A 22,773-nucleotide genomic window follows, 5' to 3' on the forward strand; every position below is an offset into this window, starting at 1 on the left:
CTCATATCCCCTTGCGCGGAATCAGTCCGTTGGGCCGGACGAGCAGCGTGATCACCATGAACACGTAGATCAGGAAGGCGCCGAACTCGGGCAGGTAGTACTTGCCGGCCACGTCCACGATGCCGACCAGCAGCGCCGCGACGAAGGGGCCGGTGATGGTGCCGGCGCCGCCGACACAGACCACGATCAGGAAGAAGATCAGGTATTTCAGCGGAAAGCTCGGCTCCAGTCCGAGCACGCCCAGGCTGAGCGCGCCGCCCAGGCCCGCCAGCCCGCAGCCGAGCGAGAAGGTGAGGAAGAACAGGCGCTGCACATGGATGCCGGTGCCGCGCGCTACGCGCTGGTTGTCCACCGCCGCCCGCACCATCGCGCCATAGCGCGTCTTGTTGAGGAGCAGCAGCATGCAGCCGAGCACTAGCAGGCCGCAGACCACCAGGAAGAGCCGGTAGCTGCCGACTTCCAGCCCCAGCAGCGAAACGCGGCCGGCCAGGCTTTCCGGCAGCGCGAAGGGCTGCATGGTCGGGCCGAAGAAGTAGGTGAAGACCGCGATGGCCACGAACACCAGGCCGATGGACAGCAGCACCTGGTCGAGCGGATGGGCGCGGTACAGCCGGCGGTAGAGGCCGAATTCCAGTATCGCGCCGACCGCGGCGGCGGCCGCGAAGCTGATCGCCAGCGCCGGGAAGAAGCCGATGCCGAAGCGGTTCATCGCCACCGCCGCGGCATAGCCGCCGACCATGGCAAAGGCGCCGTGAGCCAGGTTGACGAAGCTCATCAGGCCCATCGTGATCGACAGACCGACCGCGATGAGAAAAAGCAGCATGCCGTAGGCCACGCCGTCGAATATCACTATGCCCATTGGGTCTCCACGGATTCTCTGGAAGGGGAAGTCGGGAAGGCGGGCCCGCCGCAGCAGGCCCGCCGCGGCTTACTTGCCTTCCTTGGCCGGGTCCTTGACCTTGTCGAACTTGTCGAATTCGACGTTCACCAACTCGCCGCCGACCTGTTCGGTGCGGCGGATGTACACCGTCTGCACGATGTCCTTGGTGGTGGCGTCGATCTCGATCGGGCCGCGCGGGCTTTCCAGCGTCAGGCCCTTGAGCGCTTCCATCACCTTGTCGCCGGACACGTCGCCCTTGGTCTTCTGCAGCGCGCCGTCGATGGCGGCAAGGCCGTCGTAGGCGGTGATGGCGAAGTAGCTCGGGCGCATCTCCTTGCCGAAGGTGGCGTAGAAGTCCTTGACGAACTTCTGGTTCTTGTCCGACTTGTGGGCGTAGGAATAGTGGTGGCTGGTGATCAGGCCCTTGGCAACGTCGCCGGTGGCGGTGAGGTAGCTGTCGTCGGTGGCCTCGCCGGTGGCGAACAGCTTGATGCCGGCCTCTTCCATGCCGCGCTCCTTCCAGGCCTTGAGGAAGGCCGGCGGCATCACGCCGGAGGGGAAGAAGAAGAACACCGACTGCGGCTTGGCATCCTTGATGCGCTGCACGTAGGCGGAGAAGTCCGGGTTGTTCATCGGTGTGCGCACGCTGCCGACGACCTTGCCGCCGCCGGCGGTGAAGGCCTGCTCGAAGGCGGTGTGCGAATCGGTGCCGGAGGCGTAGTCGGCCACCACGACGTAGGTCTCCTTGATGCCGTTCTTCAGCATCCACTGCGCCATCGGCGCCGATACCTGCTGCACGGTGAAGGACACGCGGGCGATGTAGGGCGAGCTGGTGGTGATCGCCGAGGACGAGGCGTTCATCACCACGGTCGGGATCTTGGCCTGGGTGACGATGGGGGCGATGGCGTAGGCGTTGGGGCTGAAGTCGAGGCCGGCGATGAAGTTCACCTTGTCGCGCACCACCAGTTCCTGGGCGAAGCGCTTGGCGGCGTCGGGCGCCGGGCCGGCGGTGTCCTTCTTGATGATCTCAACCTTCTTGCCGCCGATCATGCCGCCATGCTCCTTCAGGTAGAGCTGGATGCCGGCGTCGAACTGGCGGCCGTAGTCGGCGTAGGGGCCGGAGTAGGTGGCGATCACGCCGATGCGCAGGGTGTCGTCCGCGGCCGTGGCGACCTGGGCGAACCCGGCACTACACGCCAGGGCCAGTGCGGCCAGCAAGGGGGTCTTTCTCATCGTTGAATCTCCACTGTTGGTGCCCCCGGGGGCGGGGCAGGGGTTGGCGAACGGGTATTGCGTATTGCCTTGCTCATGCCCCGCGCGCTTGCTTGGCGGCGGGGTCGGATTCACTGCGCATTGCATGAGTTGCAGGCCTGGACGGCGAGCAGCGATTTGAGGTCGAAGCCTTCGTCGGCCAGTTGGGCCGGGGTGGCGGCGCAGCGCGCGGCCACCAGCTTGCGGCCGAGCATGTGGTCGGCCGGTCTGCTGACGGCATGCACCGAGGCGATGCGTCCGCCGCGCAGGCAGAACAGGCTGAAGCGGCCGCTGGCGATATCGCCGCGCACGACTACTTCGTCGTCCGCTGCCATCAGGCCGGCCATCTGCAGCTTGGCGTCGTACTGGTCGCTCCAGAACCAGGGAACTGCCGCATAAGGCTGCGGCTGGCCGGCGACCAGGCTGGCGGCGGCGCGGGCAAGGTCGTTGGCCGCCTGGATGGATTCCAGCCGGATCGGCGCGGCCGGATCGGCGGCGTACGGATTGGGGAAGGCTGCACAGTCGCCGGCGGCGAGCACGCGCGGCGCCGAGGTTTGGCCGAGGGCGTCGGTGAGGATGCCGTTGGCGCAGGCAATGCCGGCCCGTTCGGCCAGGCCGGTGTTGGGCAGCACGCCGATGCCGGCCACCACCAGGTCGCAGGCGATGCTTTCGCCGTCCTGCAGTTCGACCGCGGTGACTCGGTCGGCCTGGCCGATCAGCGCGCGCACGCCCTGGCCGCAGTGGATGTCCACCCCGTGGCGGCGGTGCAGCGCGGCGACGAAGTCGCTCAATTCGGGCGTGACCGCACGCGCCAGCAGGCGCGGCGCGGCTTCCACCACGCTCACCTGCAGGCCGCGGGTGGCCAGCGCGGACGCGACCTCCAGGCCGATGAAGCCGCCGCCGATGACGCAGGCGCGGCGGGCGTTGCGGGCGGCGGCGTCGAGCGCCAGGGCGTCGCCCAGGCTGCGTAGTTCGAACACGCCGGCGAGGTGGGCGCCGGGCAGCGTCAGCGGCCGGCAGCGTGCACCGGTGGTGAGCGCCAGCCAGTCGTAGCCGAGGCGGCGGCCGTCGTCGAGCACGACCACGCGGCCGGCGGTGTCGAGCGCGGTGACGCGGTGGCCGGTGAGAAGTTCGATGCCGCTCTCACGGTAGAAGTCGTCGGCCTTGAGCGCCAGCGCATCGACCTGGGTCTTGCCGGTGAGCAGGCCCTTGGAGAGCGGCGGGCGCTGGTAGGGGGCACGGGTCTCGTCGCCGATCAGCAGGATGCGCCCGTCGAAGCCGGCGTCGCGTGCGCTGGCGGCGAGCTGGGCGCCTGCGTAGGAGGCACCGACGATGACGAGAACAGGCGGGGCGGCGTTCACGCTTGCTGCGCCGGCACGCTGACGACGATACCGTCCAGCTCGGCGCTGAGCGGCAGCTGACAGCTCAGGCGGCTGCCGGGGCGGCGTTCGGCGGCGACGCCGTCCAGCAACTCCTGCTCCATGTCGTCGGGCGCCGGCAGTTTGTCGAGGAAGGCGTCGTCCACATAGACATGGCAGGTGGCACAGGAGCAGCTGCCGCCGCATTCCGCGTCGATGCCGCGGACGTTGTTGCGGATGGCCGCTTCCATGACGCTCTGGCCGATGGGGGCTTCCACCGCGCGGGTGGTGCCGTCCTTGAGGATGAAGTTGATCGTGGGCATGGTGTCTCTCAGAACATCTCGAAGTATTCGCGCTGTTCCCAGTCGCTCACTTCGAGGTTGAAGCGGGCGATCTCGGCTTCCTTGATGTGGCAGAGGTAGTCGACGAAGCGCCGGCCGAGCTGCTCGCACAGGTAGTTGTCGGCGCGCAGCGCGTCGAGCGCGTCGCCCAGGGTGCGTGGCAGCGGGGCAGCGGCGGTCTCGTAGGGCGAGTCGGCCGACGGGCCGGGTTCGATGCGGCGGTGGATGCCGTCCAGCCCGGAGAACAGTTGCGAGGCGAGGTAGAGGTAGGGGTTGGCGGTGGGTTCGCCGATGCGGTTCTCGATCCGGGTGGCGGACTGGCCGACACCGCCGAGCACCCGCAGCAGCGCGCCACGGTTGTCGCGCCCCCACACCGCGCGGTCGGGCGCCAGCGAGAACGGCCGGTAGCGGCGGTAGCCGTTGATGGTCGGGCTGGCGAGCGCGGCCGAACCGCAGGCGTGGGCGAGCAGGCCGCCGAGGTAGTGGCGGCCGATCTCGCTCAGATCCTCGCCGGCGGTTTCGGGCACGAAGACGTTGCGGCCGTCGCGCTTGCTCTTCAGCGATTGATGCAGGTGCCAGCCACTCGACATCACGTTCGGAATCTTCGGCCGGCACATGAAGGTGGCGTGGTAGCCGTAGCGCCGGCACACCTGCTTGACCGCGCTGCGCAGCAGCACCATGGCATCGGCCGGCGCCAGTCCGGCGGTGGGGCCGAAGGTGATCTCGAACTGGCTGGGGCCGAACTCGATCTCCAGCGAACGCAGCGGCAGTTCCAGGCCCTGGATGGTGGTGCGCAGCAACTCCATCACCGTGTCGACGCCGTCATAGCGCTGCTCGGTGAGGTACTGGTGGCCGTGCGACAGCAGCGACACCGCCGGCGACGTGCCCGGCTGGCCGGAATCGGGCAGCGCCATCTTCGGATCGTCGAGGCGGAAGACGTGGAATTCCACCTCCAGCCCGGCGATGAACTCGAGGCCGAGTTCGTCCAGCTGGCTCACGGCGCGGCGCAGGATCTGGCGGGTAGACAAGGGCGACGGCTGGCCGTCGGCCATGTAGGCGTCGCACAGCACCCAGCCGGTCTTGTGCGCCCAGGGCAGGATCTTGAAGGTGTCCGGATCGGCGACCATGGTGAAATCGGCGCCGCCCTGCATGCCGGGGAAGTCGAAGCCGCCGCCGGTGGAGAACACCGGGAAGACGGTCTTGTGCGAGGTGTCCTTCGCCAGCAGCGTGGTCGTCATGTTGACGCCGTCGCGCAGTGCATCCTTGGCCGCCTCGGCGACCAGGGTCTTGCCGCGCAGCACGCCGTGCTGGTCTGGAAAGGCGAAGCGCACCAGCTCTAGCCCTTCGGCGTCGATCCGGCGGATGACCGCGTCCGCGGCGTCGGCCTGCGCCGGCGACCACAGATCGAAGCGATCTACAAAGCTGGCCATGGCTGTTCCCCGTTATTTCGGCAGGCGGGCGGCGGCCCAGGACGACTGCTCGCGACGCTTGCGGTCGGCTTCCAGGCAGTAGCTGGCGGTCTTGTCGGACGGGCTGACGCCGTCGATCGAGGGCGGGCCGCTGAAGGCAGCGGCCTGCGCGGCGTCGATCAGCATCGGTGCGGGCTGGCCAGCCTGGGTGGCTTCGATCGCATTTACCAGGATGCGGCGGTAGGCGACGATGCCCTTGTCGGTGGTGCCCAGGTGTTCGCGGGTGCGGTCCTGGATCGGGCCCTGCGACTCGATCGCCCACTGGTCGTGGACGTTGATGTCGTTGCCCATGCCGGTGTAGGTCTCGTTCAGCTGCTCGTCGATGCTGTAGCCGTAGTTGTTGCGCTTGTTCTTGCGCGAGGTGTAGTCCGGCAGCTCGTACAGTTCGAGACGCTGCTCGCGCATCTGCTGCTTGTTCACCGGGCCGGTGAAGCTGGTGAAGATGGCGTACCAGTAGCAGTTGTAGTCATCGACCGGCACGTGCCACTGCGAGATGGTCATCTCCGAGCTCATCGGGATCACGAAGGCCTGCGGGAACACCACGTTGGTGACGCGCACATGGGTGCTGTCCTCGCTCAGCTTGCGCAGCGAGGTCAGGCGCAGGCCGTAGTCGGCGGACTCGACGTTGATCTCGGGGCGGTCGTACTCGCGCAGCACCTTGGTGATCGGCATGTCGGAGTCGTTGGAGGCGCCGCGGAACTGCTTGCCGTAGCTCGCCTCGGTGTCTTCGTCCTGGAAGAAGCGGTGCAGGTAGGAGGCGTGCGCCGGGTCGATGCCGACTTCCAGCGCCTGCAGCCAGTTGCATTCGAACAGGCCCTTGAAGGCGAAGACGTGGGTGTCCGGGGCGACGAAGCAGTCGAACTCGGGGAAGGCCGGCGGCTCGCCTTCACCGATGTAGGCAAAGACGATCCCGCTCTTCTCGACCACCGGGTAGGCCGACTGCTTGATACGGCTGCACAGCTTGCTGCCTTCCGGCTCGGCGGGGGTTTCCAGACAGGTGCCCTTGGTGTCGAACAGCCAGCCGTGGAAGGGGCAGCGCAGGCCGCCGCCTTCGAGGCGGCCGAAGGCGAGGTCGGCGCCGCGGTGCGGACAGTCGCGGTCGAGCATGCCGAGCTGGCCCTTGTCGTCGCGGAACAGCACGAAGTCCTGCCCCATCAGGCGGACCGCCTTGACCGGGCGCTTTTCTTCCAGTTCTTCGACGAGGGCGACCGGCTGCCAGTAGCGGCGCAGCAGCTTGCCGGCAGGAGCTGCGGGGCCGATGCGGGTGATGAGATCGTTCTGTTCTGCACTGATCAAGGGAGTTCTCCTGGGCTGTCTTGTGATTGCATACAACGGTATCCAATAGTAGACAAACCTTGATCCAGGTCAACACGAATTTGGAAAATTCTGGTTTGGTGCTGTTGCCTTGGAGGTGGGGTGATTTTTAGTTTTATATAAAAAACAATTACTTGTTTAAATTATAACCGTTTGGCTGTTGATGTCCGTTTTTCCGTTCGCCAACAATCTGGCGATTGATGTATGCAGTGAAGTAGATTTAAAAACGGCATGTATTTCGATGGATGCAAGAAGCGCTCCAGTTCGACGTAATGCCGATTTGTTCCAATCAAAATTGTTCATAAACAAACATTTGACGAAAGTGCAAGTCGCCGTTTCGCTCTGAAAGGCTAGAAAATCAATACTTTCGGAGGTTTTGGTGCGTGGGTCGGGCGCTTTTCCGGGTGCTTCTGCACCACTGATGGGCGTAGATGCACTGGATTGAGGAGTGGCGTGTCCGGCCGGGGCTGGAGATGCCGGCTGCCGGCATTGCATACAATGGGGTTAGAATCCGACCGATACGACGAGACAAGGTGGCGAATCCATGATGCAGTCCCAGCAATCACGCGTACTGGTGCAGTTGCGCGATCTCATCCTCAAGGGCGCCTTTGCGCCGGGCGAACGGCTGGCGGAGATTCCGCTGGCGGAGCGGCTGGGGGCATCGCGCACACCGGTGCGGCTTGCACTGGCTACCTTGCAGCACGAGGGGCTGATCGAACCGCTGAACGGCGGCGGCTATCAGATGCGGCAGTTCACCGCGCAGGAGGTGTCGGACGCGATCGAGGTGCGGGGTGTGCTGGAGGGCATGGCGGCGCGCCTGCTGGCGGAGCGGGGCGTACCGCGCCAGTTGATGCGCGAACTGCAGGATTGCATCGCGCAGGGCGAGGAGGCGGTGAACAAGGCGACGATGGATCTCGACGATTACGCCGCCTACCAGGAGATGAACAACCGCTTCCACGATCTCATCGTCCATGGTTGCGGCAATACCGCGCTGGTACGGGCAATGGACATGCTCAACGGTCAGCCGTTCGCCGCCGCCAGCGCCACCCTGCCGATGCAGTCGGCGCTGGAAGAGGAAGGGCACCGCTGGATGCGCTACGCGCACGAGCAGCATCGCACCATCGTCGAGGCGATCGCCCGCGGTCAGGGCATGCGCGCCAGTGCGCTGGCGCAGGAGCATGTGGAGATTGCCCGGATGAACGTGGATGAAGCGCTGGAGCGCCCGGAACGGGTCGCCGACATCATGCCGGGCATCCGCTTCGTGGCGCCCGGCGGGCGCATCGCGCGGCCTTGAGCGGCGTCCGGCCGGCGACTGTCGTGCACTTTGGCCGGACGGGCACGGCTCAGACGACCTCGGCGACGGTCGCGAAGTCCAGGCGCGGGCCGCGCGGGTAATTGGCGCTGGCGTCGCCGTAGCCGAGGTTGATCAGCAGGTTGGCCTTGCAGCGGCCGTCCGGGAAGAACTCGGCATTCAGCTTGTCGGCGTCGAAGCCGCTCATCGGGCCGCAGTCGAGGCCCAGTATGCGCGCCGCAACAATCAGGTAGCCGCCCTGCAGGCTGCTGTTGCGGAAGGCGGTGGCGTCGGCCAGTGCGGCGTTGTTGGCGAACATGTCGCGCGCGCCGGGAATGGCCGGGCACTGCGTCGGCAGGTTTTCGTAGAAGGCGGTGTCGAAGGCGACGATCACCGTGACCGGCGCACTCATGGTCTTGTCGACGTTGCCGGGGGCGAGGCAGGGTTTGAGGCGGGCCTTGGCTTCCGCGCTCTGCACGAAGACGTAACGCGCGGGCTGCGAGTTCATCGAGGTCGGACCCCACTTCAGCAACTCGTAGAGGCGGGCGAGGGTGTCGGCGCTCACCGGGCGGTCGGTGAAGCGGTTGAAACTGCGCGCGGAGCGGAAGGCTAGGTCGAGGGCGGTGTCGGGTGCGGTCATCGCGGTTCCTGGGATGTTGGTCTCGGGGCGGAGGGCAGGCCGGCGGCATCGCCCGGCCTGCATCTCATGCCCGGATTCTGCGCGCTTGGGCTGGTGGGGAAAATCGCGCCGGCTGGATCACAGTGTTCCGAAATCCGCATCAATCGCCTGCCGAAAGCGGGCGGAGCCGTGCCCGATGCGGACCTTGCATGGTGATCGATGCGGCACTCAGGGTGATCGCACGGCTTTACGTTAAGATATTAGCGATCGATTCTGCGCTATCCTTTCGCCTTGCCGTTCCGGCCGCCTTGCCGGCGTGCAGTTCGGGGCGATGTCTGCCGATCACGGAGTTTTCTTGAGTTCCTCGTCTTCTTCCGGCCCCGCCGAGCAGGGTGCCTGGCCTGCACCGGTGCGCGCGTTGCGCCATCGGAATTTCCGTTTCTATTTCTGCGGGCAGGCGGTGTCGGTGCTTGGCTCGTGGATACAGCAGGTCGCGCTGTCCTGGCTGATCTACCGCCTAACCGGTTCGGTGGCGCTGCTGGGCGTCACTGCCTTCGCCGCGCTCCTGCCCATGCTGATCGTCGGCCCGCTGGCCGGCGCCTGGATAGACCGCCGCGATAAGCGCCGGCTGCTGATCGTGGTGCAAGGCGTGCTCGCCCTCCAGGCGGCGGTGCTGGCGGTGCTGACCGCGCTCGATGCGATCGGGCCGACCCTGATCGTGGCGATGTCGGTGCTGCTCGGCGTGCTCAACGCTTTCGATACGCCGCTGCGCCAGGCGCAGATCAGCGTCTTCGTCGGCGATCGCGCCGATCTGCCCAATGCACTCGCGCTCAACGCGATGGTGTTCAATTCCGGCCGCTTCATCGGCCCGCCGCTGGCGGGCCTCATCCTCGGGCTGACTTCCGAGGCGGTGTGCTTCGGCCTGAACGCGGTGTCGTTTGCGGCGCTCGCCTTCGGCGTGGCGATGATCCGCGTCGACGCCCAGCCGCGCGCCAAGGGCTCGATGGGAGCCGTGTTCCGCGAAGGGCTGAAGTACGTGTGGGACGTATATACCATCCGCATGCTGATCCTGACCCTGGCCACGGTGAACGTCACCGCATCGAGCTATGCGGTGCTGCTGCCGGTGTTTGCCAAGGACGTGTTCGGCGGCGATGCGCGCATGCTGGGCTGGCTGTGGGGTGCGGCCGGGGCGGGCGCCTTCGTCGGCACCATCTTCCTCGCTACCCGCAAGAGCCTGCCGGGGCTGATCAGGGTGATCCTGAGCGGCGCCTGCGCGAGCGCGCTGGCGATGCTGGCCTTCTCCTACAACCGTCACATGCCGGTGGCGCTGGCGGCGATGGCGGTCGTCGGCTTCGGCATTTCGGTGTGCAACGTGGCGATCAACATGCTGCTGCAGAGCCTGGCGCCGGATCACCTGCGCGGCCGGGTGGTGTCCTTCTTCAGCTCCACCCGCTTCGGCTTCGATGCCATCGGCGGCCTGATCGCCGGCCTGATCGCGGCGCAGATCGGCGTGCAGGCGGCGATGGTGGTCGAAGGTGTGCTGCTGGTGGCCTTCGTGGCGTGGGCGCTGCGCATACGCGGGCGCCTGCATGGCGACATCCTGATCCATGCCGGCGATGGTCATGGCGCTGCAAGCTCGCGGTAGCATCCTGTCCTGCGCGGCGCAGGCCGCGCCGTTTTCCCCTGACCCTGTTTTCGGAGTGCCCGAATGAAATACGGCGAGTTCGATTCCGCCTCCCTGATGTACATCACCAACCGGCCGGACATCCTGTTCGAGCGCGGCGAGGGTTCCTGGCTCTACGACGCGCAGGGCAAGGCCTATCTCGACTTCGTCCAGGGCTGGGCGGTGAACTGCCTCGGCCATTCGCCGGCCGAGGTCCGCGATGCCATCGTTGCCCAGGTGGGGAAGCTGATCAACCCGAGTCCGGCCTTCTACAATGGCCCGATGATAGAACTGGCCGGCCTGCTCACCGCGCACTGTGCGCTCGACCGGGTGTTCTTCGCCAACACCGGCGCCGAGGCCAACGAAGGCGCGATCAAGCTGGCGCGCAAGTGGGGCCGGCTGCACCGCAACGGCGCCTACCAGATCATCACCTTCGAGCATTCCTTCCACGGCCGCACGCTGGCCACCATGTCGGCGTCCGGCAAGGCCGGCTGGGACACCCTGTTCGCGCCGCAGGTGCCGGGTTTCCCCAAGGCCAGGCTGAACGACATCGCCTCGGTCGAGGCGCTGATCGGGCCGGAGACCGTGGCGGTGATGCTGGAGCCGGTGCAGGGCGAGGGCGGCGTGATCCCGGCCGCGCCCGAGTTCCTGCAGGCGCTGCGCGCGCTCACCCGCGAGCACGGCATCCTGCTGATCGTCGATGAGGTGCAGTCCGGCATGGGCCGCACCGGCCGGCTGTTCGCCCACCAGCATGCCGGCATCGAGCCGGACATCATGACCCTGGGCAAGGGCATAGGCGGTGGCGTGCCGCTGTCGGCGCTGTTGGCGACCGAGGCGGTGAGCTGTTTCGAGGCCGGCGACCAGGGCGGCACCTACAATGGCAACCCGCTGATGACCGCTGCCGGCGTGGCGGTGATGCGGCGCCTGACCGCGCCCGGCTTCCTCGACGGCGTGGTGGCGCGCGGCGAATACCTGGCGGCGCGGCTGCACGAACTGATTGCGCGCCGCAGCCTGGCCGGCGAACGCGGGTCGGGCCTCCTGCGCGCGCTGGTGCTCGACAGCGAGCGTGCCCCGGCCATCGTCAAGGCGGCGCTGGAAGGATCGCCGACTGGCCTGTTGTTGAATGCACCGCGCCCCAACCTGCTGCGCTTCATGCCGTCGCTGACGGTAAGCGAGGCGGAAATCGACCGTATGGTGGAGATGCTGGACACGCTGCTGGCCTGATCCGGCGCCCGCCCGAAAAGGAAACGGCCCCTGCGCGGGGCCGTTTTCGTTTTATCGCCGGTACGGAATCGGTTGCTCAGGCGGGAAGCTGCTCCCAGGCCTGGGCGACGAGCTCGAAGGAGCGCAGGCGCGCCGCGTGGTCGTAGATCTGCGCGGTGAGCATCAGCTCGTTGGCGCCGGTGTCGTCGAACAGCACCTGCAACTGGCGGCGCACCGCCTGCGGATTGCCGATCACCGAGCAGGATAGCGATTCGTCGGCGAAGGCGAGTTCGTTGGGTGCCCAGTCGCGCTCGTCGAACTCCTCCGGCGGCGGCAGCTGGCCGCGTACGCCGCGCGCCATTGCGGCGAAGCGCAGGCGCAAGGAACGGAACAGGAATTGCGCCTGCTCGTCGCTGTCGGCCGCGATCGCGTTGGCGCCGACCATCACGTAGGGTTCGGCGAGGTGTTCGGACGGCTTGAACTCGCTGCGGTAGAGCGCGATCGCCTGCTTGAGGAAGCGCGGTGCGAAGTGCGAAGCAAAGGCGAAGGGCAGGCCGAGCTGAGCGGCCAGACCGGCGCTGTAGAGGCTGGAACCGAGCAGCCAGATCGGCACGTTCAGCCCGGCGCCGGGTACCGCCTGGATGGCCTGGCCGGGTTGCGGCTCGGCGAACCAGCCCTGCAGCTCGACCACGTCCTGCGGGAAGCTGTCGTCGCTGCCGACGAGGTTGCGGCGCAGGGCGCGCGCGGTGCGCTGGTCGGTGCCGGGGGCGCGGCCCAGGCCGAGGTCGATGCGGCCGGGAAAGAGCGATTCCAGCGTGCCGAACTGTTCGGCGATCACCAGCGGGGCGTGGTTGGGCAGCATGATGCCGCCTGCGCCGACGCGCATGGTCGAAGTGGCGGCGGCGATGTGGCCGATCACCACCGCGGTCGCTGCGCTGGCGATGCCTGTCATGTTGTGGTGCTCGGCCACCCAGTAGCGGGTGTAGCCCCAGCGTTCGGCGTGGCGGGCGAGATCGCGGGTGTTGGCCAGCGCCTGCGCGGCATTGCTGCCGCGCGTGATCGGGGCGAGGTCGAGGACGGAGAGCCTGCGCTCCACCGGCTCAGGCCTCGAGGCGCTTGTCGCGTTCGATCAGGGCGTAGGCCGAGTGGTTGTGGATGGATTCGAAGTTCTCGGATTCCACCGCGTAGGCGTCGATGCGCTTTTCGGCATTCAGCAGGCCGGCGACGTCGCGCACCATGTCCTCGACGAACTTGGGGTTATCGTAGGCGCGCTCGGTGACGTACTTCTCGTCCGGGCGCTTGAGCAGGCCATAGACCTCGCACGAGGCCTGGCCTTCCACCAGTTGCACTACTTCTTCGATCCACAGGTGGTCGTTGAGCGTGGCGGTGACGGTGACGTGCGAACGCTGGTTGTGCGCGCCGTAGGCCGAGATCTTCTTGGAGCAGGGGCACAGGCTGGTGACCGGCACCACCACCTTCATGGTGAATTCGTAGCGGCCGCCCTCGTGGATTTCGCCGGTGAAGGTGACCTCGTAATCCATCAGGCTCTGCACGCCGGAGACCGGGGCGGACTTGTTGATGAAGTAGGGGAAGGTCATCTCGACGTGGCCGGTTTCGGCCTCGAGGCGCTTGACCATCTCGCGCAGCATGGGCTCGAAGGACTCCACCGAGATCTCGCGTTCGTTGCCGTTGAGGATCTCGATGAAGCGCGACATGTGGGTGCCCTTGAAATTGTGGGGCAGGCCGACATACATGTTGAAGTTGGCAACCGTGTGCTGCACGCCGCCGGTCTTGTCGCTGACCTTGACCGGATGGCGGATGGACTTGATGCCGACCTTGTTGATGGCGATCTGGCGGCTGTCTGCGCTGTTCTGGACGTCTGGGATGGCGTGGGCCACGGAGCTGTTCATGGGCTGTTCTCTGTTGTGGTCGGGCGGCGGTGCCGGTGGCGCCCCCGCGTGAGATAGAGCGATGCTATCGTTCCCGACAAAATTACTCAACTATTGCCGGGATAGACGCGCTCAATGGCAGCGAGTATTCCGGCCTTGTCCAGGCCGACGGAGGCGAGCAGCTGGGTCTGGTCGCCGTGGTCGATGAACCGGTCGGGCAGGCCCAGGCGCAACATGCGTGGCCGCTTGGGCAAGGTGTCGAGGAAGCGGGCGACCTCCGCGCCGGCCCCACCGATCACCGCATTCTCTTCGACGCTCACCAGCAGGTCGTGGTTCGCGGCGAGTTCGGCGATCAGCGCTTCGTCCAGCGGTTTGACGAAGCGCATGTTGGCGACAGTGGCATCGAGCGCTTCGCCGGCTTCCAGCGCAACGCCCAGCATGCTGCCGAAGGCGAGCAGCGCGATGCGCTGGCCGCTGCGGCGGATCTCGCCCTTGCCGATGGGCAGCGCCGTCATCTGCTTGGCCGGCGCGACGCCGGAGCCGCCGCCGCGCGGGTAGCGCACTGCGGTGGGGCCGTCGTGGCAGACCGCGGTATAGAGCATCTGCCGGCATTCGTTCTCGTCGGCCGGCGCCATCACCACCAGGTTGGGCACACAGGCGAGGAAGGACAGATCGAAGGCGCCGTGGTGGGTGGCGCCGTCGGCGCCGACCAGACCGCCGCGGTCTATCGCCAGCACCACCGGCAGGTTCTGCAGTGCGATGTCGTGGATGAGTTGGTCGTAGGCACGCTGCAGGAAGGTCGAGTAGATCGCCACCACAGGCTTGAGGCCCTCGCAGGCGAGGCCGGCGGCGAAGGTGAGCGCGTGCTGCTCGGCGATGCCGACATCGTAGTAACGGTCGGGGAACTGCTGTGCGAAGGCGACCAGGCCGGAGCCTTCGCGCATGGCCGGGGTGATGCCGACGATGCGCGAGTCGGCGGCGGCGATGTCGCACAGCCAGTCGCTGAACACCTGGGTGTAGGTGAGCTTGCCGCCGCCCTTGCCAGTCTGGATGCCGGCGGTGTGGTCGAACTTGGAGACGCCGTGGTACAGGATGGGGTCGGCCTCGGCGAGCTTGTAGCCCTGGCCCTTCCTGGTGATCACGTGCAGGAACTGCGGGCCCTTGAGCTTGCGGATGTTCTGCAGCGTGGGGATCAGCGCGTCGAGGTCGTGGCCGTCGATCGGGCCGTAGTAGTGGAAGCCGAATTCCTCGAACAGGGTGCCCGGCGCGATCATGCCCTTGGCGTATTCCTCGACCTTGCGCGCCAGTTCGGCCATGGGCGGCGCCATGCCCAGCACCTTCTCGCCGACGCGGCGCGCGGCGTTATAGGTGGAGCCGGACATCAGTCTGGCGAGGATCTTGGTGAGCGCGCCGACCGGCGGCGAGATCGACATCTCGTTGTCGTTGAGGATGACGAGCAGGTTCGCATCCATGTCGCCGGCGTTGTTGAGCGCTTCGAAGGCCATGCCGGCCGACATCGCTCCGTCGCCGATCACCGCGATCGCGCGGCGGTCCTCGCCGCGGTCGCGGGCGGCGACCGCCATGCCGAGCGCGGCCGAGATCGAAGTGGACGAGTGCGCGGTGCCGAAGGTGTCGTACTCGCTTTCGCAGCGGCGCGGAAAACCGGAGATGCCGCCCCAGTGGCGCAGCCCGCTCATCGCCTCGCGGCGGCCGGTGAGGATCTTGTGGCCGTAGGTCTGGTGGCCAACGTCCCACACGATGCGGTCTTCGGGCGTGTTGAAGACGTAGTGCAGGGCGATGGTGAGCTCGACGGTGCCGAGGTTGGACGACAGGTGGCCGCCGGTCTTCGATACCGATTCGATCAGGAAGGCGCGCAGTTCGTTGGCGACGGCGCCGAGCTCGCGGCGCTCGGTGGCGCGGAGGTCGGCGGGAGAACCGATGCGTTCCAGGTGCGGATACGGTGACATGGGGCGGTCAGGGCAGTAGAGGGGGTCAGAAGGGCCGATGGACGATGTAGTCGGCCAGGTCGCGCAGGCGGCCGGCGCGTTCGCCCAGCGGTTCGAGCGCGGCGAGCGCTTCGTCGAGCATTTCGCCGGCGAGTCGCCGGGCATCGGCTACGCCGAGCAGGCTGACGTAGGTCGGCTTGTCGTTGTCGGCATCCTTGCCGGCGGTCTTGCCCAGCGTGGCGGTGTCGGCCTCGGCGTCGAGGATGTCGTCCACCACCTGGAACAGCAGGCCGACGAGCTTGGCGTAGCGGTCCAGGCGTTCGAGTACGGCGCCATCCACCGTGCCGGCCTGGGCGCCGAGCAGCACCGAGCTGCGGATGAGCGCGCCGGTCTTGTGGATGTGCATGAATTCGAGTTCGCGCAGGTCGAGCTGCTTGCCGACTGCGGCAAGATCGATGGCCTGGCCACCGGCCATGCCGCGCGACCCGGAGGCCATCGCCAGCAGGCCGATCATGCCGAGCTGGCGGCTGGAGGAATCGGCGACCGGCGCGGAGGCGAGCACCTGGAAGGCGAGCGTCTGCAGTGCATCGCCCACCAGCAGCGCGGTGGCCTCGTCGTATTCGACGTGCACGGTGGGCTTGCCGCGGCGCAGGACGTCGTCGTCCATGCAGGGCATGTCGTCGTGCACCAGCGAATAGGCGTGGATGAGCTCGACCGCACAGGCGATGCGGTCCAGTCGTTCCGGCTGGGCGCCGCCGATGGCGCCGGCCGCGTGCACCAGCAGCGGGCGCACCCGCTTGCCGCCGCCGAGCACCGCGTAGCGCATGGCTTCGTGCAGGCGTTCCGGGGCGAGGCCGGGATCGGGCAGGGCGGCGGACAGGGCTTCTTCGGTGCGCTGCTGGATGTGGCTCATCCAGCCTGCGAAATCCTGCTGTGCAGTGTTCGTCATGCGGGCTCCTGGCTGCTGCCCTTGCCCAGGTCCACAGGCAGGTCGGTGAGTTCGTCGCCTTCGAGCTGTCGAATGCGCTGTTCCGCGCCGCTGAGCGTTTCCTGGCAGAACTTCAACAGGCCGATGCCGCGTTGATAACGCGCAAGTGCGTCTTCCAGATTGAGCTGGCCGGATTCCATGTCCTGGACGATGGATTCGAGCTCGGCAACGGCGGCTTCAAAGGATTTGGGAGATGACGCCGGCTTCGGCATGGATCTGGCACGGAACGGGGACGGAAAAAGGGGAAAATAACCGATCGCGCGTCTGGCGGTCAAACGCCATCTGGCTTAGAATTGCGCGTTTAATTTTCCGGATTTCTGGTCCAGATAGGGGGTTCGGGGATGTCCGACATCGCTTCCACGGCTCGGCTGGCGCCTGCGGTTTCTCAACTGCCGGTGTCATGGTACTTCGATGAGAAGGTTTTCGAATTGGAGAAGAAACTCCTCTTCGATGCCGGTCCGGGGTACGTCGGCCATGAGCTGATGGTACCGGAAGTCGGCAATTACCGTTCGCTGGAGTGGCTGGACCATTCCAAGCTGCTGTTCCGCACCGACGCGGGCATACACCAGCTGTCGAACATCTGCCGCCATCGCCAGGCGATCATGCTGCAAGGTGCAGGCAAGACCGAGCACATCGTCTGCCCTATTCATCGCTGGACCTACGACCAGCAGGGCAGCCTGCTGGGCGCGCCGCATTTCCCGAGCAATCCCTGCCTCAACCTCAAGCGCGACGTGCTGGAGAACTGGCACGGCCTGCTGTTCAAGGGGCCGCGCTCGGCCAATGCCGACCTGGCCGGCATGCAGGTGGCACAGGAGCTGGATTTTGCCGGCTACAAGCTCGACCGCGTCGAGATCCACCAGTGCAATTACAACTGGAAGACCTTCATCGAGGTCTATCTCGAGGATTACCACGTCGTGCCCTATCACCCGGGTCTGGGCAATTTCGTCACCTGCGACGACCTGACCTGGCAGTTCGGCGACTGGTATTCGGTGCAGCGCGTGGGCGTGACCTCGCTCGCCAAGCCGGGTTCGGCGACCTATGCCAAGTGGCACAAGGCGGTGCAGGAGTATTACGGCGAGAAGAAGCCGCAGCACGGTGCGATCTGGCTGACCTACTACCCCAACATCATGGTGGAGTGGTATCCGCATGTGCTGGTGGTGAGCACGCTGATTCCGACCGATGTGGACAAGACCACCAACGTGGTCGAGTTCTACTACCCGGAAGACATCGTGGAGTTCGAGCGCGAGTTCGTGGAGGCTGAGCAGGCCGCCTACATGGAAACCGCCATCGAGGACGACGACATCGGCGAACGCATGGATCGCGGCCGTCTGGCGCTGCTGAAGGAAGGGCGCAACGAGGTCGGTCCCTACCAGTCGCCGTACGAGGACGGGATGCAGCACTTCCATGAGTTCTACCGGCGGATCATGGAGCCGAATGTCTGAGTGATTTGTTGGCGGACTGAGGGTTTGCGCGGCTGCGATACGCGCCGCACGGGGTAGTTGCTCCGGCGGCTGCGGAACTCGCTCGCTGCGCTCACTCGGCAGTCCTCGCCGCCTCCACAAATACCCCGCACGTCGCTTTTGGCAGTGAGTGTCAGGCGCAAGCCCAAGAAGCAGAAAGGCCCCGGTAGGGCCTTTCGCATTTTTGACGTCTGAGTGCCTGCTGCATTCAAGCGGTGGGCGGGAGGTTTGCAGAGCGGGCGAGGACTGTCCGAGCCCGCAGGGCGAGTTCCGCAGCCCGCGGCGCAAACCTCCCGTGCGCCGCGTTCGCTGCAACTAAGGCGACAAGCAGCACCTAAGAGAGCCGCGAAGCCCGCTCAGCGCACCTCCTGCAACTCCTTCGGCAGCGGGAACGTCACCTTCTCCGGCACGCCGTCCAGATTGCGCACCGAAGCACCGCTCAGTGCCTTGAGCCGTTCGATCACCTCCGCCACCAGCACCTCCGGCGCCGACGCCCCGGCGGTGACGCCGATGCGTCGCTTGCCGGCGATCCAGGCCGGATCGATGCCCTCGGCGTTGTCGACCAGGTAGGCCGGCACCCCGCGCAGCTCGGCGACTTCGCGCAGGCGGTTGGAGTTGGAGCTGTTCTTCGAGCCCACCACGAACACCACGTCCGCGTGCGGGGTCATGAACTTCACCGCGTCCTGGCGGTTCTGCGTCGCGTAGCAGATGTCGTCCTTCTTCGGCCCGACGATGTTGGGGAAACGCTCGCGCAGCGCAGTCACGATGGAAGCGGCATCGTCCACCGACAGGGTGGTCTGCGTCACGTAGGCGAGCTTGTCCGGATCGGCGACCTGCAGGCCGGCGACGTCCGCGGCTGTCTCCACCAGGTGGATGCCGTCCTTCACCTGGCCCATCGTACCCTCGACTTCGGGGTGTCCCTTGTGGCCGATCATCACCAGCTCGCGGCCCTGCTCACGCATGCGGGCGACTTCCAGGTGCACCTTGGTCACCAACGGGCAGGTTGCATCGAACACGCGCAGGCCGCGCTTGTCGGCCTCCTCGCGCACTGCCTGCGACACGCCGTGGGCGCTGAAGATCACCGTGTTGCCGGCGGGAACCTCGTCCAGTTCCTCGACGAAGATCGCCCCCTTGGCACGCAGATCGTCGACCACGAACTTGTTGTGCACCACCTCGTGGCGGACGTAGATCGGCGCGCCGAAGCGGCGAAGAGCCTGCTCGACGATTTCGATGGCGCGCTCCACGCCGGCGCAGAAGCCGCGCGGGTTGGCGAGCAGGATTTCGTTGTTGTCCATCTTTTCTCTCTGTGGGCGAACGCGGCCTCAGGAAGCGCCGATGATCTTCACCTCGAAGCGGATCGCCTTGCCGGCGAGCGGGTGGTTGAAGTCGATCAGCGCCGATTGTTCGTCGATCTCGCGCACCAGGCCGGAATAGCGCGAACCGTCGGGCGCGGTGAATTCCATGATCGACATCGCTTCGATTTCCTCGGCCGGCATGTGTTCGCGCTTGACGCGCTCGACCAGCTCGGCGCGATGGGGGCCGAAGGCGCTTTCCGGCTCCAGTTCGAAGACGTGGTTGCTGCCGATTTCCAGGCCGATGATGAGCTGTTCCATGGCCGGCAGCATTTCGCCGGCGCCGAGCTGCAGCGTGGCGGGCGTGGCCTCGAAGGTGCTGATCAGCGGCTGGCCGTTGGGCAGGGTGATCCGGTAATGCAGGGTGACGAGGCTGTTGGCGGCGACGGTCTGACTCACGAGGGACGCTCCGTGTTGGTGTCGGATGCCTGTTTGCCGGCGCGCAATTGTGCCCACAGCATCAGTCCGACTCCGAGGGTGATCGCCGAATCGGCGAGATTGAACGCCGGCCAGCCGTAGCTGCCGGCGTGGAAGTACAGGAAGTCGACCACTGCGCCGTGCAGCAGGCGATCGACCACATTGCCGATGGCGCCGCCGATGATCAGCGCGAAGGCCGTCGGCAGCAGTCGTTCTTCGCGATGCTGGTGCATCAGCGCCAGCAGCCAGCCGCAGATCACCACGGCCAGGCCGGTGAAGAACCAGCGCTGCCAGCCGGAATGGTCGGCGAGGAAGCTGAAGGCGGCGCCGCGGTTGAAGACCAGCACAAGGTCGAAGAAGCCGGTGACCGGAATCACCTCGCCGTAGCGCATCGTGCCCAGCACCACCTGCTTGGTGAGCTGGTCGAGCACGATAATCAGCACGGCGAGGGCCAGCCAGGGCAGCATCGCCCGCAAGGCCGGGCGCTGGGCGGTGTGCAGCTCAGGCATGCGCGCGCGTCTCGCCTTCGCCGTAGAGGTTGCTCACGCAGCGACCGCACAGCGTCGGGTGTTCGGCGTCGTGGCCGATATCGTCGGTGTAGTGCCAGCAGCGTTCGCACTTGGCGAGCGCGCTCGGTACGGCGACGATGGCCTCGTCCTCGGCGCTGGCCGCAGCGGCCAGCGTGGCGCGCGAGGTCATGGTGACGAAGCGCAGGTCTTCGCCCAGGCTCTGCATCGCGGTGAGCTTGTCGGCGGTCAGGCGCAGTTCGAGCTCGGCCTGCAGCGAGGCGCCGACCTTGCCTTCGGTACGCAGCGCTTCGATCACCTTGAGCGCGTCGGAACGCACCGCGCGGATGGTCTCCCAGCGCGTAACCAGCCCGGCTTCGCCTTCCTGCGCCGGCAGCGCGTGGAAGGTGTGCAGCATCACGCTGTCTTCCTTGCCCGGGTTGAGCACCGCCCACGCTTCCTCGGCGGTGAAGGACAGGATGGGCGCCATCAGCTTCAGCAGGGTCTGGGTGATGTGCCACAGCGCGGTCTGTGCGGCACGGCGCGGCAGGCTGCCGGCGCTGGTGGTGTAGAGGCGGTCCTTGAGGATGTCGAGGTAGAAGGCGCCGAGATCCTCGGCGCAGAACACCTGCAGCGCCTGCACGATGCGGTGGAATTCGAACTTGGCGTAGTCGGCCTCGGCCTGCTGGGCGAGCTGGCGGGTGAAGGCGAGCGCGTAGCGGTCGATGTCCAGCCACTGCTCAAGCGGCACCGCATCCCTGGCGATGTCGAAGTCGGCGGTGTTGGCGAGCAGGAAGCGCAGGGTGTTGCGCACCCGGCGATAGACCTCGACGACGCGGTCGAGGATTTCCTTGGAGATCGACAGTTCGCCGGAGTAGTCGGTGGAGGCCACCCACAGGCGCAGGATTTCGGCGCCCATCTTTTCGGACACTTCCTGCGGCAGGATGGTGTTGCCGAGCGACTTCGACATCTTGCGGCCCTGCTGGTCCACGGTGAAGCCGTGGGTGAGCAGCGCCTTGTAGGGCGGATGGCCGTCGATCGCGCAGCCGGTCAGCAGCGAGGAATGGAACCAGCCGCGGTGCTGGTCCGAGCCTTCGAGGTAGAGGTCGGCACGCGGGCCTTCGACATGGCCGTCGTTGTGCGAGCCGCGCAGCACGTGTTTGTGGGTGGTGCCGGAATCGAACCAGACGTCGAGCGTGTCGCTGATCTTGTCGTACTGGGCAGCATCGATGCCGAGCAGTTCGGCGGCATCGAGCTTGAACCAGGCTTCGATGCCCTCCAGCTCGACGCGCTTGGCCACCTCTTCCATCAGTTCGACAGTGCGCGGATGCAGCTCGCCGGTTTCCTTGTGCAGGAAGAAGGGAATCGGCACGCCCCAGTTGCGCTGGCGCGAGATGCACCAGTCGGGCCGGTTGGCGATCATCGCGTGCAGGCGCGACTGGCCCCAGGCGGGGAAGAAGCGGGTGGCTTCGACTCCGCGCAGCGCGCGCTCGCGCAGCGTGGAATTGTCGGCCACCGGCTTGTCCATGCCGACGAACCACTGCGCGGTGGCGCGGTAGATCAGCGGCGTCTTGTGGCGCCAGCAGTGCATGTAGCTGTGGGTGATCTTCGCTTCGGCCAGCAGGCAGCCGACTTCGCGCAGTTTCTCGATGACCGCCGGATTGGCCTTCCAGATGTTCATGCCGCCGAAGAAGGGCAGGTCGGGTGCGTAGCGGCCGTCGCCCATCACCGGGGTCAGGATGTCGTCGCTCGCCATGCCGTTGGCGCGGCAGGACTGGAAGTCTTCCAGGCCGTAGGCCGGCGCGCTGTGCACCACGCCGGTACCGGTGTCGAGCGTGACGTAGTCGCCGAGGAAGACCGGCGACTGGCGGTCGTAGAAAGGGTGGCGGAAGGCGATGTGGTCGAGCGCCGCGCCCTTGCAGGTGGCGACGATGCGGCCGTCCAGACCGTAGCGCTCGAGACAGCTGGCGACCAGGTCGTGCGCCAGCACCAGGTAGCGTTCGCCGGTGTCGACCAGGGCGTAGTCGAACTCCGGGTGCATGTTCAGCGCCTGGTTGGCGGGGATGGTCCACGGCGTAGTGGTCCAGATCACCGTCAGCGCCGGCTTGGCGAGCGGGCCGAGGCCGAAGGCGTCGGCCAGACGGTCGGGTTCGGCGCAGGGGAAGCCGACGTCCACCGCGGGCGAGGGCTTGTCGGCGTATTCAACCTCGGCTTCGGCCAGTGCGGAGCCGCAGTCGAAGCACCAGTTGACCGGCTTGAGGCCCTTGAACACGTAGCCCGCTTTGACCATCTCGGCCAGGGCGCGGATTTCGCCGGCCTCGTTGGCGAAGCTCATCGTCAGGTAGGGATTGTCCCAGTCGCCGAGTACGCCGAGGCGGATGAATTCCTTCTTCTGGATCTCGACCTGCTCGGCGGCGTAGGCACGGCAGAGTTCGCGCACCTTGTCGGCGGGCAGGTTCTTGCCGTGGGTGACTTCGACCTTGTGCTCGATCGGCAGGCCGTGGCAGTCCCAGCCCGGCACGTAGGGCGCGTCGAAGCCGGCCAGGGTCTTGGAGCGGACGATGATGTCCTTGAGGATCTTGTTCAGTGCATGGCCGAGGTGCAGGTTGCCGTTGGCGTAGGGCGGGCCGTCGTGCAGCACGAACTTGGGCCGGCCGGCGGCTGCCTTGCGGATCTTCTGGTAGAGCTTTTGCTGCTGCCAGGCGGCAATCCAGCCGGGTTCGCGCTTGGGCAGGTCGCCGCGCATCGGGAAGGCGGTGTCGGGCAGGTTCAGCGTCTTGCGATAGTCAGCCATGGCAGTGGTCTTGGTCAGCCCCGGGGGCGGGG

The 22,773-nt window shown here is 66.5% G+C and carries 20 protein-coding genes; 4 read left to right on the forward strand and 16 right to left on the reverse strand.

All coding sequences use genetic code 11. From position 1 onward, the window contains the following. Position 1: 1 nt before the first annotated feature. From CJ010_RS07360 to CJ010_RS07385, 6 genes are all read right to left on the reverse strand, one after another. Complete coding sequence (locus CJ010_RS07360; protein ID WP_141017435.1) at positions 2-859, reverse strand: branched-chain amino acid ABC transporter permease; 858 nt, start codon at positions 857-859, stop codon at positions 2-4. 69 nt (positions 860-928) lie between these two features. Next, positions 929-2,113, reverse strand: coding sequence for an ABC transporter substrate-binding protein (locus CJ010_RS07365; protein WP_141017436.1), 1,185 nt, complete (start codon positions 2,111-2,113; stop codon positions 929-931). Positions 2,114-2,223: 110 nt separating this feature from the next. Then, complete coding sequence (locus CJ010_RS07370; protein ID WP_141017437.1) at positions 2,224-3,492, reverse strand: NAD(P)/FAD-dependent oxidoreductase; 1,269 nt, start codon at positions 3,490-3,492, stop codon at positions 2,224-2,226. After that, the gene (locus tag CJ010_RS07375) at positions 3,489-3,812 is read right to left on the reverse strand and encodes a 2Fe-2S iron-sulfur cluster-binding protein (protein ID WP_141017438.1); all 324 of its coding nucleotides are present in this window, start codon (positions 3,810-3,812) and stop codon (positions 3,489-3,491) included. Before CJ010_RS07375 ends, CJ010_RS07370 begins: the two co-directional genes overlap by 4 nt. Before the next feature lie 8 nt (positions 3,813-3,820). Beyond that, positions 3,821-5,260, reverse strand: a complete 1,440-nt coding sequence (locus tag CJ010_RS07380; RefSeq protein WP_141017439.1) for a glutamine synthetase family protein — start codon at positions 5,258-5,260, stop codon at positions 3,821-3,823. Positions 5,261-5,272: 12 nt separating this feature from the next. After that, a complete protein-coding gene (locus tag CJ010_RS07385) occupies positions 5,273-6,595 on the reverse strand; it encodes an aromatic ring-hydroxylating dioxygenase subunit alpha (RefSeq protein ID WP_141017440.1) in 1,323 nt (440 codons plus the stop codon). Positions 6,596-7,157: 562 nt separating this feature from the next. Here CJ010_RS07385 and CJ010_RS07390 point away from each other — a divergent pair. Then, positions 7,158-7,907, forward strand: coding sequence for a GntR family transcriptional regulator (locus CJ010_RS07390; RefSeq protein WP_205754911.1), 750 nt, complete (start codon positions 7,158-7,160; stop codon positions 7,905-7,907). 49 nt (positions 7,908-7,956) lie between these two features. Here CJ010_RS07390 and CJ010_RS07395 read toward each other — a convergent pair whose 3' ends face one another. Beyond that, on the reverse strand, positions 7,957-8,544 hold the full coding sequence (locus CJ010_RS07395; RefSeq protein ID WP_141017441.1) for a malonic semialdehyde reductase: 588 nt from the start codon (positions 8,542-8,544) through the stop codon (positions 7,957-7,959). A gap of 334 nt (positions 8,545-8,878) precedes the next feature. Between CJ010_RS07395 and CJ010_RS07400 the strand changes: the two genes are divergently transcribed. Both CJ010_RS07400 and CJ010_RS07405 read left to right on the forward strand, forming a co-directional pair. Beyond that, a complete protein-coding gene (locus CJ010_RS07400; RefSeq protein ID WP_168224913.1) occupies positions 8,879-10,168 on the forward strand; it encodes an MFS transporter in 1,290 nt (429 codons plus the stop codon). A 63-nt stretch (positions 10,169-10,231) separates the two neighbouring features. Further along, complete coding sequence (locus CJ010_RS07405; protein ID WP_141017442.1) at positions 10,232-11,410, forward strand: acetylornithine transaminase; 1,179 nt, start codon at positions 10,232-10,234, stop codon at positions 11,408-11,410. A gap of 76 nt (positions 11,411-11,486) precedes the next feature. Here CJ010_RS07405 and CJ010_RS07410 read toward each other — a convergent pair whose 3' ends face one another. The 5 genes from CJ010_RS07410 to CJ010_RS07430 all read right to left on the reverse strand — a co-directional run bounded on the left by CJ010_RS07410 (position 11,487) and on the right by CJ010_RS07430 (position 16,424). Further along, the gene (locus CJ010_RS07410) at positions 11,487-12,485 is read right to left on the reverse strand and encodes an LLM class flavin-dependent oxidoreductase (RefSeq protein ID WP_141017443.1); all 999 of its coding nucleotides are present in this window, start codon (positions 12,483-12,485) and stop codon (positions 11,487-11,489) included. 4 nt (positions 12,486-12,489) lie between these two features. Further along, positions 12,490-13,299, reverse strand: coding sequence for a GTP cyclohydrolase FolE2 (gene folE2, locus CJ010_RS07415; RefSeq protein ID WP_141017444.1), 810 nt, complete (start codon positions 13,297-13,299; stop codon positions 12,490-12,492). Between the two features lie 86 nt (positions 13,300-13,385). Then, positions 13,386-15,245 (reverse strand): 1-deoxy-D-xylulose-5-phosphate synthase, encoded by a 1,860-nt coding sequence (dxs, locus tag CJ010_RS07420; RefSeq protein ID WP_141017445.1) that lies wholly within the window; start codon positions 15,243-15,245, stop codon positions 13,386-13,388. 25 nt (positions 15,246-15,270) lie between these two features. Next, positions 15,271-16,173 carry a polyprenyl synthetase family protein gene (locus CJ010_RS07425; protein WP_141017446.1) on the reverse strand — a complete coding sequence of 301 codons (903 nt, stop codon included), beginning with the start codon at positions 16,171-16,173 and terminating at the stop codon, positions 15,271-15,273. Beyond that, entirely contained in the window at positions 16,170-16,424 is a 255-nt protein-coding gene (locus CJ010_RS07430) for an exodeoxyribonuclease VII small subunit (RefSeq protein ID WP_141020609.1), read from the reverse strand. The genes CJ010_RS07425 and CJ010_RS07430 overlap by 4 nt, the downstream gene beginning before the upstream one ends. Positions 16,425-16,553: 129 nt before the next feature. Between CJ010_RS07430 and CJ010_RS07435 the strand changes: the two genes are divergently transcribed. Continuing rightward, entirely contained in the window at positions 16,554-17,654 is a 1,101-nt protein-coding gene (locus CJ010_RS07435) for an aromatic ring-hydroxylating dioxygenase subunit alpha (RefSeq protein WP_141017447.1), read from the forward strand. Positions 17,655-18,028: 374 nt separating this feature from the next. Here the strand turns inward: CJ010_RS07435 and ispH are convergent, their stop codons facing one another. The 4 genes from ispH to ileS are packed head-to-tail and all read right to left on the reverse strand — an operon-like array spanning position 18,029 to position 22,741. Then, the gene (gene ispH, locus CJ010_RS07440; RefSeq protein WP_141017448.1) at positions 18,029-18,967 is read right to left on the reverse strand and encodes a 4-hydroxy-3-methylbut-2-enyl diphosphate reductase; all 939 of its coding nucleotides are present in this window, start codon (positions 18,965-18,967) and stop codon (positions 18,029-18,031) included. Between the two features lie 27 nt (positions 18,968-18,994). Continuing rightward, a complete protein-coding gene (locus tag CJ010_RS07445) occupies positions 18,995-19,423 on the reverse strand; it encodes a peptidylprolyl isomerase (protein WP_141017449.1) in 429 nt (142 codons plus the stop codon). After that, entirely contained in the window at positions 19,420-19,950 is a 531-nt protein-coding gene (gene lspA, locus CJ010_RS07450; protein WP_141017450.1) for a signal peptidase II, read from the reverse strand. Before lspA ends, CJ010_RS07445 begins: the two co-directional genes overlap by 4 nt. Further along, entirely contained in the window at positions 19,943-22,741 is a 2,799-nt protein-coding gene (gene ileS / locus CJ010_RS07455; RefSeq protein WP_141017451.1) for an isoleucine--tRNA ligase, read from the reverse strand. Before ileS ends, lspA begins: the two co-directional genes overlap by 8 nt. Between the last annotated feature and the right edge of the window lie 32 nt (positions 22,742-22,773).

It is taken from the genome of Azoarcus sp. DD4 (genome assembly GCF_006496635.1).
Classification (GTDB): Bacteria; Pseudomonadota; Gammaproteobacteria; order Burkholderiales; family Rhodocyclaceae; genus Azoarcus.

Bases quoted from the DNA above. Each gene is read 5' to 3' on its own strand.
- CJ010_RS07360 (WP_141017435.1), bottom strand. From the start codon at position 859: ATGGGCATAGTGATATTCGACGGCGTGGCCTACGGCATGCTGCTTTTT.
- CJ010_RS07365 (WP_141017436.1), bottom strand. From the start codon at position 2,113: ATGAGAAAGACCCCCTTGCTGGCCGCACTGGCCCTGGCGTGTAGTGCC.
- CJ010_RS07375 (WP_141017438.1), bottom strand. From the start codon at position 3,812: ATGCCCACGATCAACTTCATCCTCAAGGACGGCACCACCCGCGCGGTG.
- CJ010_RS07380 (WP_141017439.1), bottom strand. From the start codon at position 5,260: ATGGCCAGCTTTGTAGATCGCTTCGATCTGTGGTCGCCGGCGCAGGCC.
- CJ010_RS07390 (WP_205754911.1), top strand. From the start codon at position 7,158: ATGATGCAGTCCCAGCAATCACGCGTACTGGTGCAGTTGCGCGATCTC.
- CJ010_RS07395 (WP_141017441.1), bottom strand. From the start codon at position 8,544: ATGACCGCACCCGACACCGCCCTCGACCTAGCCTTCCGCTCCGCGCGC.
- CJ010_RS07405 (WP_141017442.1), top strand. From the start codon at position 10,232: ATGAAATACGGCGAGTTCGATTCCGCCTCCCTGATGTACATCACCAAC.
- folE2 (WP_141017444.1), bottom strand. From the start codon at position 13,299: ATGAACAGCTCCGTGGCCCACGCCATCCCAGACGTCCAGAACAGCGCA.
- dxs (WP_141017445.1), bottom strand. From the start codon at position 15,245: ATGTCACCGTATCCGCACCTGGAACGCATCGGTTCTCCCGCCGACCTC.
- CJ010_RS07425 (WP_141017446.1), bottom strand. From the start codon at position 16,173: ATGACGAACACTGCACAGCAGGATTTCGCAGGCTGGATGAGCCACATC.
- CJ010_RS07430 (WP_141020609.1), bottom strand. From the start codon at position 16,424: ATGCCGAAGCCGGCGTCATCTCCCAAATCCTTTGAAGCCGCCGTTGCC.
- CJ010_RS07435 (WP_141017447.1), top strand. From the start codon at position 16,554: ATGTCCGACATCGCTTCCACGGCTCGGCTGGCGCCTGCGGTTTCTCAA.
- ispH (WP_141017448.1), bottom strand. From the start codon at position 18,967: ATGGACAACAACGAAATCCTGCTCGCCAACCCGCGCGGCTTCTGCGCC.
- lspA (WP_141017450.1), bottom strand. From the start codon at position 19,950: ATGCCTGAGCTGCACACCGCCCAGCGCCCGGCCTTGCGGGCGATGCTG.
- ileS (WP_141017451.1), bottom strand. From the start codon at position 22,741: ATGGCTGACTATCGCAAGACGCTGAACCTGCCCGACACCGCCTTCCCG.